This window comes from Alkalimonas collagenimarina (assembly GCF_030717845.1).
Classification (GTDB): Bacteria; Pseudomonadota; Gammaproteobacteria; order Enterobacterales; family Alteromonadaceae; genus Alkalimonas; species Alkalimonas collagenimarina.
Genome location: NZ_JAUZVZ010000009.1, coordinates 117,913 through 130,589, shown reverse-complemented (window position 1 = coordinate 130,589; position 12,677 = coordinate 117,913). Strand labels below are relative to the sequence as shown.

Here is a 12,677-nt window from a genome sequence, read left to right as displayed (position 1 = left end):
TTGGCAGTATACCCCGTTCCATAAGCTACGCAAGAATGGCCTTGTCGCCTTTTTGCTCCAGCCATACCCGCCGGTCCGAAGCGCGTTTTTTTGCCAACAACATATCCATCAGCTCCATGGTTTGAGCTTGATCATCGATGGTCAGTTGCACCAGGCGGCGGGTATTGGGATCCATGGTAGTTTCGCGCAACTGCAATGGGTTCATTTCACCCAAGCCTTTAAAACGCTGCACATTGACTTTGCCTTTTTTCTTTTCGGCTTCGATACGATCCAAAATGCCATTTTTTTCATCTTCATCCAGCGCGTAATACACGTCTTTGCCAATATCCACCCGATACAGCGGCGGCATGGCAACATAGACATGGCCTGCCGCCACAACCGTTGGGAAGTGGCGCATAAATAAGGCGCACAGCAAAGTAGCGATATGCAAACCATCCGAGTCAGCATCGGCCAAAATGCACACTTTGCCGTAGCGTAACCCTGATAAGTCAGTCGAGTCCGGGTCAATACCGATGGCAACCGATATATCATGCACTTCTTGCGAGCCAAGGATCAGGCTGGAGTCGACTTCCCAGGTATTTAAGATTTTACCGCGCAGTGGCATCACCGCCTGGAACTCCCGATCGCGGGCTTGTTTGGCTGAGCCCCCTGCCGAGTCTCCTTCGACAAAAAATAGCTCTGAGCGCTGAATATCCTGCGACGAACAATCGGCTAGCTTACCCGGTAACGCCGGACCAGAGGTGACTTTTTTACGGACAATTTTTTTCGCTGCTTTCAGTCGCTTTTGCGCATTGCTAATGCACAGTTCTGCCAGTGCTTCGGCAATTTCGGTGTGCTCATTCAACCAGAGGCTGAACGCATCTTTGACAATGCCAGAGACAAAAGCCGACGCCTGGCGAGATGACAAACGCTCTTTGGTTTGGCCAGCAAACTGTGGGTCTTGCATTTTTAACGATAAGATATAGCTGCAGCGATCCCAGACATCCTCTGGTGTCAGTTTAATGCCTCGCGGCAACAAGTTGCGAAACTCACAAAAATCACGTAATGCTTCGAGCACCCCTTGGCGTAAACCATTGACATGCGTTCCTCCTTGCGCGGTTGGGATCAGGTTGACGTAGCTTTCAGTCACCAACTCACCGCCTTCAGGCAGCCACAACATGGCCCACTCAACGGCTTCCTGACTGCTTTTAAATTCGCCGACAAAAGGCTGCTCAGGCAGAGCGACATAGTCTTTAACGGCTTCAGCCAAATAATCGCGTATACCATCCTGATAACACCAGCTGTAGCTTTCTCCACCGACTTTATCTTCAAATTCAATGCTCAATCCCGGGCACAGTACTGCCTTTGCTTTGAGCACATGCAGCAAACGTGGCACAGAAAACTTTGGCGAATCAAAATAACTGGCTGCTGGCCAGAAATGCACCCGGCTGCCAGAATTGCGCTTACCTACGGTACCTGTGACCGTAAGCTCCTGTGTTTTAGCTCCATCGGCAAAGGCCATCTCATACACTTGACCATCCCGACGAATACTCACATCCACCCGGGTGGATAGGGCATTTACCACCGAGATGCCGACGCCATGCAAGCCACCGGAAAATTGATAATTTTTATTGGAAAACTTACCACCGGCATGCAAGCGACAGAAAATCAACTCAACCCCACTCACCCCTTCCTCCGGGTGAATATCCACTGGCATACCGCGGCCGTTATCCACCACTTCCAGCGATTGATCTGGATACAAAATCACCTTAATTTGATCAGCATGCCCAGCCAGCGCTTCATCCACACTGTTGTCGATGACTTCCTGAGCCAAGTGATTGGGCCGGGTGGTGTCGGTGTACATGCCTGGGCGGCGCTGAACCGGTTCTAACCCAGTCAGTACTTCAATGGAGTCGGCGTTATAGCTCTGTGTTGTCATGTGCGAACACTACCTATATATGCAAAATTGAGTGGACAAAAATTTAATCCGAATGCAAGCAGAAGCTGGCGATGGCGGGCAACTGCTGCTGAAAATCGCGGTAACTATGATCACCGCCCTGTTGAACATCCAGTTGGCAATGCTGGTAATACTGTACAGCCTGCCGATAATCCAGTACTTCATCGCCTGTTTGCAGTAGTACCAGATAATTCTGTGGTTGTGCAAGTTTGTTTGGCTCTAACTGCATCAGCCCATGCATCGCTTGCTCACAAACCTCATAGTAACACTGTCGCACCGGGTGAAAATAGCGCCCCAGATGCTGCTGCAATAATTGATAAGGGGCGACGGCCGGGTTAATTAAACAAGCCTTGCAGCCAAAACGCTCGGCCAGCCAGGTGGCTAAAAAGCCCCCTAAAGAACTGCCGATAACGGCAACAGGCTGACGACCAGCGAGTTGCAGCTCAATTTCTGCTACTGCCTCTTGCGGCGTATACGGCAGATCGGGCAGCAATAATTCAATTGCAGGGTAGTGCTGCTGAAAATAAGCCTTGGTTAGTTGCGCTTTATCAGACAACGAAGAGCTGGCAAAGCCATGTAAATACAGCACAACACTCATGGCATAATCCGCTTGAAATCCACTGAAAAATTCCCCTGATCGGTAAAAGTCCATTCACACCACTGCGGCCCTACCGCTAATGTTTGCCACACCCCGGTTTGCTGAAACTGCACCGAGGTGGCTGGACAGCCTACCACATTTTTGCCCTGTAGCTGTCGATGATACGCATGATGACAATGCCCATGTGCAATGCCCTGAACCTGAGTATGCTGATGCAATAGTTGCCAGAACGGTTCTGCATCTTGCCAGCCATGACGATCAATCGAGCTGCCTATCGGTGCAGGATGATGATGAGCAAATAACCAACATGGTCTGAGATCGCTTTGCAATTGATGCTGTAATGACTGTAACCTGGTGGTCGGGAAGTAGCCGGCCGGGGTTGGCCCGGTACTATCGAGTAACAGCAACTGCCAGCCTGCAGCAAACAACTGCTTTTCTGGTCGAAACGGTGCTTGTTGAAATAAAGTACTCATCAACTGGCTATCATCGTGGTTGCCCGGCAGCCAAAACACCGGCAAACTAAACTCGGCCAGCAGAGCCAGATAATGCTGATAAGACGCCACACTGTGATCCTGCGTCAAATCACCGGTCAGAATGAGTGCATCAAGCTTTGAGTGCTTTATCGCTTCCAGCACAGCCGCCAGAGTATGATACGGTTGCACCCCTTGATACATACCCTCTGGTGCTGCCAGCAAGTGACAATCAGTTAATTGGGCGATGCGCACCGAGTGTTGTGTTTTGAAATGGTAACCAATCATGTCAGCGCCATCAGCTAGCCGAGCACAGGCTCAGCCTGAAACCCTTGCCGACGGCATAATTGCAGCCAGTCACTCAGCAAGCGATTGACCTGCCTTTTTTCATCCGGCTGCAGCATGTCAGTATTCGGATAATCGTACACCGCTTTAAAATAGCGCACTCCGTGACAACCAATCACCTCAGCCAACCGGGCATCATGATACAAGCGCACATCAAAGGTGGGTTGCACCACTGACCACCGTTGCTCATGCAATGCCCGGATCTGTACCACAGTGGTAAAGGGGCACACTTCCAATACATCAATCCGATAGAAATGATCGTCATCAAGACCAATCACCAATTGCTGACCAACCGCCAGCTTTGCAGGCAACAGTGGAAGCAGCTGAGCGAAGTTTCGTTCGCACAAACTAAGAAAATCAGGCAATTTAGGCCGATATTTTTGCTTCATACTCATCCATATACCTTATCGCACCGAACATGTCTGGTGGTTACCAACGCGTTTTAAGCTGTTCATAATGCAACGCCAACCATTGCAATGCAATCACTGTCGCTGCATTGTCTATAACCCCTTGGGCCAACCATTGCAGGGCCTGTTCCCTGCTCACAACATGCACCCGAATATCCTCATGCTCATCACTCAAGCCAAAAATACCTTCTGTTGGCAGCTGCTTAAGCTGAGCAAAATACAACTGAATACGTTCCGTAGTGCCGCCGGGGCTCGATAGATAACTGAGCATGGGTGTTAATTCAGCAAGCTCAAGCCCCGCTTCCTCTTTGCTTTCGCGTCGTGCTACTTCGGGCATGGTCTCACCATCAGCAACCATGCCTGCAATAACCTCCAGTAACCAGGGACTTTTCGAGGTCGCACCAGCACCGGCCCGAAATTGTTCAACTAAAACCAACTGGTCGCTGGCAGGGTGATACGGCAAGACCGCGACCGCATGGCCCCGCTCAAAAATTTCGCGCTGCATCCAATTGCTCCAACCACCGGCAAAAAGTTTATGCCGTAATTTATAGCGCTCAATACGGAAAAAACCCTGAAAAACCGTGTTTTTATCGCTTACCTCTACATCTTCATTGGAAAAAGATGGATAATGACGCATCTTGATTTCTGACATCAGCGTACTCACATTCTGTTACATTTGAAGGGATAACTTTACGGTTTAGCATTTCACTGCTCAAGCCGAATCAGGTTATCATTTACTCAATTCGATTCACTCAGGATCCCTTGCTCATGAATAAAAAGCTTCTTGCTACCCTATTATGTTCTTCTTTTGGTGTATTTAGTCTACCTGCGTCCGCCGATAACTTGCAGTCGGTTTATCAACTAGCCACGCAAAAAGATCCAGTCGTGTTACGAGCAGCGGCCAGTCGTGATGCCGCTGCAGCCCGGATAGATATCGTTAAAGCCGAGCTATTGCCAAGTATCGGCTTTACCACCTCTCTTACTCGCGCTGATCGCCGTGACTGGACTTTTAGCGACGATAGAACCATCTTAAGTGGTGATATTCGCCTAGAGCAGAGCATTTACGATCGCCGCAACTGGCAGAGCTTAACTATTGAAGAAAAGCGGGCATTGCAAGCGCAAACCATTTACAACAGCACCGCTCAAACACTGATCGTACGCGTCACCGATGGCTATTTCAACGTGTTAAAGGCCAAAGATGATTTGACCTTTATTCAGGCAGAAAAACGCTCGATAGAGCGGCAACTTGAGCAAACTAAACAACGTTTTGCCGTTGGCTTAACTGCTATCACTGATGTGCATGAAGCCCAGGCTCAGTATGACAATGCGTTAGCACGGGAAATCAGCACTGAAAATGCATTGGAGTTCGCGCTGGAACAATTAAGGGAAATTACTGGCCGTTATCACGATGACCTGGCAACGCTAAATACTGATCGTTTCAGTACGGCCCCCTTATCGCCGGCTGAGCCACAACAATGGCTGAACATTGCCGAAGAAAACAATTTTGAATTGCAAGCGCAGCGTATTGGCCTGGAAATCGCCCGCCTTGAAATCGATCGGGCCCGTTCCGGCCATCTTCCCACTCTCGGCCTTGAAGCCAATATAGGCAGCAGTAAAGAACGGGGCTACAATCAGAATTTTACTCAGTTTGCTACCAGTCCACGCGAAGATAGCAGCTCCATCGGTGTGGCCCTGCGAGTACCAATCTTTAGTGGTGGCCGCACCAATGCTGGCGTAAATGTGGCACAAGCGAACTTTGTTGAAACAAGCGAACAAATGGAGCAAACCTATCGCAGCACGGTGCGTCAGGTCCGCAACTCGTTCAATAATGTACGGGCTTTAGCCTCATCCATTCGTGCGCTGGAACAAGCTGTGGTGTCGGCAAACAGTGCATTACAAGCCACTGAAGCGGGCTTTGAAGTGGGTACCCGTACCATTGTGGATGTGCTGGTAAGCACCCGTAACTTATTTGATGCGCGCCGAAATCTATCACGAGCACGTTACGATTACATTTTATCGGTGCTGGATTTAAAACTGGCAGCAGGTAATTTGACTGAGCAAGATCTATTGGATATCAACAGCGCTCTATTCCGTTCATAACAACCTTCCTCATTTTGTACTTGCGGCACGTTCAGTCACTCACTGAACGTGCCGCTTTATTTTTGCCTGCTGGTCATTTTCCGCTACAATACCGCCTTTCTGCATTTTTATGAGGGGTTCTGGTGGTTAAAGCGCCTAGGTTTCAATGGTCTTTCCTTTATCCTAAATACTGGCTGCTATGGCTCGGCTGTGCCTTGATGTGGCTGATTAGCTGGTTGCCCTATGGCGCATTGATGAAGCTGGGTGATGGCCTTGGCCTTTTATTGTTGAAAGCCCTGAAGTCACGCTATAAAGTGGCCTTACGTAATATAGAGCTTTGCTTCCCGGAGCAAAGTACTCATGAGCATCAGGCTCTGGTCAGAGCCAACTTTAAAGAAAGTGGCCGGGCGCTGTTCGATACGATTATCGCCTGGTGGTGGCCGGCGTGGCGTATTCGCAAGTTCGCTCACTTGAAAGGGTTTGAACACATACAAGCAGCACATGATGAAGGCAAAGGTGTGTTATTGCTGGCGTCTCATATGCTTCATCTGGAAGCCGCTGGTAGAGTGTTTGGTTTAACCTTGCCCAGTGTTGGCTTTTATCGACCTCACAATAACCCCTTAATGGATTGGTTGCAGTACCGTGGTCGTATTAAAGCCAACAAGTACATGATCGGTAAACGTGAAATCAAAGCGCTGATGCAGGCACTTAATGAACAGGAAGTGTGTTTTTATTTACCTGATCAAGATTACGGCCGGAAAAAAGCCGAATTTGTGCCTTTTTTTGCCGTACCAGATGCAGCCACTACCACCGGAACCCTACTCTTTGCCAATGGTGCCAACTGCCAGGTCATCCCGGTAATCACCAGCCGTTTACCTGGCAACCAGGGTTATCAGGTCGAGTGCTTACCCGCATTTGAAGACTTTCCATCCGGAGATGATGCAGCCGATGTTCGACGGGTTAATCAGTGGGTCGAACAAGCGGTACTGCGCCATCCGGAGCAATACATGTGGCTTCATCGACGCTTTAAAACCCGTCCCAACCCAGACGATGTCGGGTTATACTAAAGTAAGTGGCACTGGCAGACTGCACTAGCCAGTGATACTCCAATGAGCTATCTCGATTGAAAGGTGGGTCTGTTATGTGGTTTTGGGTACGAAGTCTGATTATTGTGGTCGTGCTGGGTAGCATTATCTACCTGCTATTGATCCGGCCTGATGTTTTTTCCATTGATCGGGAGAAAGGCAACCGGGCCGCCGAAGGTTTGAGTAGCTTTTATGAGCGGATCCGAGGCACCGTTGCTGACATTGAGCTGGGTGATTTTGTCATCCGGTTGCCCGATACCAGTAGCCGGCTGACCCAACAGCTAGAGCAACGTGCTTTGCAAGTAAACCCCCTACCCGAAAACTGGCAAGGCCAGAATACCGATCGTCGTTTTCGCGAAGGCGATACAGTAAAAACCAAGCTGACCGAGTACGCTAGCGCTGAAGGCATGGAGCTGTACTGGACACTGCCTCGCGACTATGTGGTCAAACAGTACTTTCAGACCAATGGCCCCTTGCTGGATACCGTCACTGAAATCACGGCTGCCATCGAACCCGACTTCCCCAACCCATTGTTAAGTTACCTGTGCCACAAAGAGCGAGCACTGGTGATTACTGATAAACCCAATGCGTATGTGCGAGAGCACTGCCAACACCTGAGTCGCAACTAGTTGAAGCGAAGCTAAAGCTGGAATAAGTGTCGCCATATGGCCTGCACAGCGGCTCTGGCTTGCTCCAACCCCTCTAGTTCAGGCGGTAACACCGGCTGCAATGTCAGCCGGTGGTGAATGCCTCGCATCAGCCGATAGGCTTGCTGTAATTCATTGACTTGTTCAGCAGAAAGCAGCTTCGCATCGCAGGCGGCATCCAGAATCCGAATATTATCACTGTACCGAAAAAGCGCTGCTGTTGAGGCGCCATGCGCCAGTACCAGATACTGACTAATAAACTCCAGATCAATCACCCCACCATTGGCATGTTTCAGTTGTTCATTATCGCTACCATGGTGCTGCCGTAACTTATCCCTCATCCCCAATACATCATGTCGCAATGCCACCAGCTCGCGTGGCAAGCTTAATATTTGTGTACGGATCTGCTGAAACTGCTGAGCTACAGTGTCATCACCATACACGATCCGTGCCCGCACCAAGGCTTGATGCTCCCAGGTCCAGGCTTCTTTCGCCAGATAATCGCCATAGGTCTGAACATGAATAGCCAATAAACCGGAGTTACCGGATGGCCGCAGGCGGGTATCAATGTCGTACAAGACACCACTGGCCGTGCGCGTGGTGCATAGGTGCAAAACCCTCTGCACCAGCTTCAGATAAAATTGTTTCGAATCAATCGATTTATCACCCGTGGTGCTGGCGAGGCTATCGCAGTTATGCACGAACACCAGATCCAGATCCGAACCATAACCAAGCTCCATGCCGCCCATTTTGCCATAAGCAATGACCGCAAAACCTTTGTCAGAGCCTTTATCCAGCCCAGCAGGATACCCATAGCGAGCCACCATTTGCTGCCATGCCAGCTCAACCACTTGCTCCATCATGGCTTCTGCCAGCCACGTCAGGTGATCACTGACCTGCATTAAGGGTAAGGCGCCGCTGATATCAGCCGCAGCGATACGAAGTTGCTGAGCCTGTTTATGCTGGCGCAAACTTTCCATCAAGAGCTCTAAATCATCATCAGCGACCCGCAACAGCCGCTGCCGGATGCGATCCTGATAATCTGCTTTGACTTGCACCTGATACAGTTGCGCCGGATCAATCAGTTCATCCAACAAGATTGGATAACGTGCCAGCTGATCCGTTAGCCACTGGCTTTGACTGCACAAGGTTACCAGCTGCTGCAAGGCTGGTGGATTCTCAAACAGTAACTCCAGATAAGCCGTTCGGGTCATAATACGCCGAAACACCAGCAAGATCCGCTCTACCACTTGAGAGCCTGCCTGTGAGCAAGCCACCAAATGCAGTACTTGTGGGATCAAACGGGATAAGTAATCACGGCCCCGAGGCCCTACACTACGCCGATGAGATTCATCGCGAAACTGCTGAATTTGCTGGATCAAAGGGATCGCTGCTGATTCATCCAACCAGTCGATTTGCTCGGCCAGATCTTCAGCCAGGGCATCGCTATCCCACAACAACTTACCAACCGACAAGGCTTCTGGCTCGGTCGACTCCTCCGGCTCAATCACCTGCAAAAACTCGCGATGGATCCGCAGCATCGCCTGCTCAACCTGTTGCTGCAATTCAGTCCAACTGCTGTAATGTAAGCCTCGGATCAGTTGCTGCTGCAATTCAGCATCGGTGGGTAAGGTTTGCGTTTGTTGGTCATCCATGCCCTGCAATAATTGCTCGACCCGGCGTAAAAACAAATAATCACTGGTCAGCTGTTGCTGCTGATCAGTGGTCAAAAGTTGGTGCTCTACCAGAATTGGCAACGCAGCTAAAATGGATGGTTGTTGCAACTGCGGGATCCTGCCCCCGCGGATCAATTGCAACGTTTGCACGATAAACTCCACTTCGCGAATGCCCCCGGCGCCCAGTTTGATGTTATCGCTACGATTGCGTCGCCGGTTCTCCTGTTCAATCAGCTGTTTCATGCGGCGCAGTGATTCAATGGCTGAGAAGTCAATATAACGTCGATAGACAAAGGGCCGCAGCATCTGTTTCAACTCGATACTGTGCTTGCCATCAGGGTTGATCACCCGCGCCTTAAGCATGGCGTATCGCTCCCACTCCCGCCCTTGCTCCTGATAGTAATCCTCCATCGCGGCAAAACTAAGCGCCAAAGGGCCGCTTTCACCAAAGGGGCGCAAGCGCATATCCACCCGGTACACAAAACCATCGGCCGTTACCTGATGCAAAGCAGCTATCAGTTTTTGCCCCAAGCGCAAAAAAAACTGATGATGGTCGGTGCTGCGGCGCCCCCCTGTCGTTTCCCCATTGGCTGGGTAGGTAAAAATTAAATCAATATCAGAAGACAGGTTTAGTTCTTCACCGCCAAGCTTTCCCATGCCCAAAATCAACATCGGCATCGGCTCGCCAGCGTCATCAAGCGGAGTACCCCACTGCGCAGTCAACTCGCGGTAAGCCCATTGATAAGCGCTGTTGATACAGTCATTGGCCAAAACTGACACATCAAACAGGCAATCTGCAATCGATTTTAGCTGTAGCAAGTCAGCCGCCAGAATCTGACTAAGCATCCGATTCCTATAGCGCCGTAAGGTTTTAAATACGGTCACTTCGTCACTGCCAGTCAATGCAATCTCTAATGCAGTGGCCGGCAGAGGTGCCGCCAAGGCTTTATCATCCAGCAGCACGGATAGGAGATCCGGTTGTTGTTGCAGGGTACGAGCCAGAAAAGGGCTGATCAAAGCCAGCTCAGTGACTCGCTGTTGCTCTGCAGAGCTTAGCGCCTGATAGCCCGGAAGTTGCTGACAAAACTGCTGCACTCGTTGCTCGGCATCGGACGACAAGGTAATACTCCTATTGAGAGGTCGACATAAAGTGTTCAGATAACGCTAGCAGTAACAGGTTGTAGTCAGAGCCAAAAAACAACTGCTGATCAGCTTTGCTCAATGAGGCTTTTGCCGACAACTGAGTACAAATAGGCTGCCAACGCTGCAAGCTTGTGCTGCTTTTTAGCCACTGCGCAATACGGTTCAATGCCAGCGACACCGTTAACATGGCATCGGCACTGCCATCCTGAATATAGCACGCCTCATTGTGTTGCAGTAAATGGAGCAATTGCTGTGGACTAGCTTCAGCCGGAAGCGCCTTGACCTGTAACGGAGCTGAGCCAGTGAGGCGGTAACCACGTTCAGCTTTCGACTGAACACCAATGCGAAGTGGCAATGCAGTCACCAGGTGGCGGGCCAATGCGAATACCTCAGCCACCTCGCCTGATTTTAGCTCTAGCTCTAACTCACAAATCGGCAGCTGCTGCCCCCGAGCGGTAATCTGCCCTTGGTCAAACACCAACTCCATGCTGGTGCCATTCTTCGTGGTTAACCACCATTGCTGACGGTCGAAATCGGTACGAAATAATTCGGTTAAATCCGTTTGTAACTGTGGCACCGATGCATCGGCTGGCCAGATATCGGCAGGAAAACCTGCCAGCTGAGGCAGCAACTTGGTGGCAGCCACATTGTATTCTTGCCGCGCATGCAAGGCACCATGCTGCTGACCAGCTAATTTAATAGTATGCTCTATCTGTGAACCTTGCTGTCGACTGCGCAGCCCCATGCTATGACGCTGAAACCAATGCTCTGCTGTATCGTAATAGCTATTGTGTAAGTGCAGGGTTTCGCCCTGCGTCTGCTTGGCAACATGCTCTGTTATAGCTGCTTCCAGCAGGGTATTACTGATAGGTTGCAATAAAAACTTCAGTTCAATTTCAATCGCCATGGCCATATCCATCTTTAGCATCGAAGAGGTACCATAAAATATGTCACTGTCAGCAACAAGTCTTTTCCTACCGGACTTGTCAATTCAACCACAACTCCCTATTATCCAAGATACTACGCACATTAAACTTAAACTGATTACCGTCACAGGATGGCCCATGTCCAACACCACTTCGTATCTTGTTGCATTCATTGTTAGTCTGGCTCTGCTTTTTTCCAGCTTTAGCCGCAGCGAAACCTCAGAGCCCGCTTTTATTAGCGATGCTTTGTTTGTCTATATTCACTCTGGCCCTAGCAACCAGTACCGTATTGTGGGTACCGTTAATGCAGGCGATAATGTACGGTTATTGGCCGAAGATGAAGAAAGCGGCTATGTGCAAATTCAATTTGAAGGCAATCGTCAAGGTTGGCTACCCGGACAATATGTCACCAATACGCCCGGCATGGCCGTGCAATTAGCAGAATTGACTGAACAGCTGGAGCAACAGAGCAGCCAGTTGCAGCAGTTGGAACAATCCAATCAGCAATTGAATACAGCTTTGCAGCAACGCGAACAAGAGTACCAAAAAGCTCAGGAGCAGTTGCAAGTAGCAAATCGCTCTTACGAACAACTGCAACAACAGTTTGATGTTGAACATGGCAGCATCTGGAAAAACCCTAAGGTGTTAGGAGCTGCAATTCTGGGGATTGGGCTACTATTCGGGTTGCTGCTACCACTATTAATACCACGCCGCAAAGAAAGTGAGCGCTGGATGTAATACCTAAAACAGCAATGGCCAGTTCAGCGGCCATTGCTGTTTGGTCGTTCTATTCAGTTATAATTGTTCGTTGGCCTTCAATGGCAAGCCTTCGTCTTGCTTCACCTGTTCAATCACCACGTAAGTATGATTTTTAATCACCCCTGGTAAATCCACAATTTGAGCCAGAATAGTTCGGTAGGCATCCATATTTGGTAAACGTAGTTTCAACAAATAATCGAAACCACCCGCCACCATATGGCATTCCACCACATGAGGAATATTGAGCACGTCATTTTTAAAGCGATCAAACACATCACTGGTGGTGTTGTCGAGAGTGATCTGAATAAACACAGTGGTACCAAAACCAAGTCGACTGGCATTCAGTAAAGCACCATAGCGCTCAATATACCCCTCCTGCTCCAATCGCTTCACTCGATCAATACAGGGGCTAGCACTCAGGTTTACTCGTCTGGCTAACTCCACATTAGAAATGCGTCCTTCACGTTGCAGTGTTTCCAGAATATTCATATCGATTCGGTCGAGCGTACGAATTTTCACTAGTGCTTGGCTCACAATCATAGCTGGGGAGTATCACCGGATTATATCCGGTTATACGGTAAAATAAAGTGATCCAATGAGCGAATG

12 protein-coding genes are annotated in these 12,677 nt (G+C 49.6%); 4 read left to right on the top strand and 8 right to left on the bottom strand.

Annotation, left to right across the window (positions count from 1 at the left end; translation table 11 throughout):
* Window positions 1-25 precede the first annotated feature (25 nt).
* Genes parE through nudF form a run of 5 tightly spaced genes read right to left on the bottom strand, consistent with a single transcriptional unit; the run spans window position 26 to window position 4,408 of the window.
* Complete coding sequence (parE, locus tag Q3O60_RS08275; protein WP_305893444.1) at window positions 26-1,918, bottom strand: DNA topoisomerase IV subunit B; 1,893 nt, start codon at window positions 1,916-1,918, stop codon at window positions 26-28.
* Window positions 1,919-1,961: 43 nt separating this feature from the next.
* A complete protein-coding gene (locus Q3O60_RS08270) occupies window positions 1,962-2,534 on the bottom strand; it encodes a YqiA/YcfP family alpha/beta fold hydrolase (protein ID WP_305893443.1) in 573 nt (190 codons plus the stop codon).
* Window positions 2,531-3,292, bottom strand: coding sequence for a metallophosphoesterase (locus Q3O60_RS08265; RefSeq protein ID WP_305893442.1), 762 nt, complete (start codon window positions 3,290-3,292; stop codon window positions 2,531-2,533). The genes Q3O60_RS08270 and Q3O60_RS08265 overlap by 4 nt, the downstream gene beginning before the upstream one ends.
* A gap of 14 nt (window positions 3,293-3,306) precedes the next feature.
* Window positions 3,307-3,738, bottom strand: a complete 432-nt coding sequence (locus Q3O60_RS08260) for a DUF1249 domain-containing protein (RefSeq protein ID WP_305893441.1) — start codon at window positions 3,736-3,738, stop codon at window positions 3,307-3,309.
* A 40-nt stretch (window positions 3,739-3,778) separates the two neighbouring features.
* Window positions 3,779-4,408: an ADP-ribose diphosphatase gene (gene nudF, locus Q3O60_RS08255; RefSeq protein WP_305893440.1), complete on the bottom strand. Its 630-nt coding sequence runs from the start codon at window positions 4,406-4,408 to the stop codon at window positions 3,779-3,781.
* Window positions 4,409-4,524: 116 nt separating this feature from the next.
* On the opposite strand from nudF, the gene tolC reads away from it, so the two are divergent.
* The 3 genes from tolC (at window position 4,525) to Q3O60_RS08240 (ending at window position 7,549) form a co-directional block, all read left to right on the top strand.
* The gene (gene tolC / locus Q3O60_RS08250) at window positions 4,525-5,856 is read left to right on the top strand and encodes an outer membrane channel protein TolC (RefSeq protein WP_305893439.1); all 1,332 of its coding nucleotides are present in this window, start codon (window positions 4,525-4,527) and stop codon (window positions 5,854-5,856) included.
* Window positions 5,857-5,978: 122 nt separating this feature from the next.
* A complete protein-coding gene (lpxL, locus tag Q3O60_RS08245; protein WP_305893438.1) occupies window positions 5,979-6,902 on the top strand; it encodes an LpxL/LpxP family Kdo(2)-lipid IV(A) lauroyl/palmitoleoyl acyltransferase in 924 nt (307 codons plus the stop codon).
* A 74-nt stretch (window positions 6,903-6,976) separates the two neighbouring features.
* A complete protein-coding gene (locus Q3O60_RS08240; protein ID WP_305893437.1) occupies window positions 6,977-7,549 on the top strand; it encodes a TcpQ domain-containing protein in 573 nt (190 codons plus the stop codon).
* 11 nt (window positions 7,550-7,560) lie between these two features.
* Here the strand turns inward: Q3O60_RS08240 and glnE are convergent, their stop codons facing one another.
* Both glnE and Q3O60_RS08230 read right to left on the bottom strand, forming a co-directional pair.
* Window positions 7,561-10,362, bottom strand: a complete 2,802-nt coding sequence (gene glnE / locus Q3O60_RS08235) for a bifunctional [glutamate--ammonia ligase]-adenylyl-L-tyrosine phosphorylase/[glutamate--ammonia-ligase] adenylyltransferase (RefSeq protein ID WP_305893436.1) — start codon at window positions 10,360-10,362, stop codon at window positions 7,561-7,563.
* Window positions 10,363-10,372: 10 nt separating this feature from the next.
* Window positions 10,373-11,293 (bottom strand): CYTH domain-containing protein, encoded by a 921-nt coding sequence (locus Q3O60_RS08230; protein WP_305893435.1) that lies wholly within the window; start codon window positions 11,291-11,293, stop codon window positions 10,373-10,375.
* Window positions 11,294-11,450: 157 nt separating this feature from the next.
* Here Q3O60_RS08230 and Q3O60_RS08225 point away from each other — a divergent pair, with 157 nt between their 5' ends.
* The gene (locus tag Q3O60_RS08225) at window positions 11,451-12,050 is read left to right on the top strand and encodes a TIGR04211 family SH3 domain-containing protein (RefSeq protein ID WP_305893434.1); all 600 of its coding nucleotides are present in this window, start codon (window positions 11,451-11,453) and stop codon (window positions 12,048-12,050) included.
* A 57-nt stretch (window positions 12,051-12,107) separates the two neighbouring features.
* On the opposite strand, the gene Q3O60_RS08220 is transcribed toward Q3O60_RS08225, so the two are convergent.
* Window positions 12,108-12,560, bottom strand: a complete 453-nt coding sequence (locus Q3O60_RS08220) for an Lrp/AsnC ligand binding domain-containing protein (protein ID WP_440132264.1) — start codon at window positions 12,558-12,560, stop codon at window positions 12,108-12,110.
* Between the last annotated feature and the right edge of the window lie 117 nt (window positions 12,561-12,677).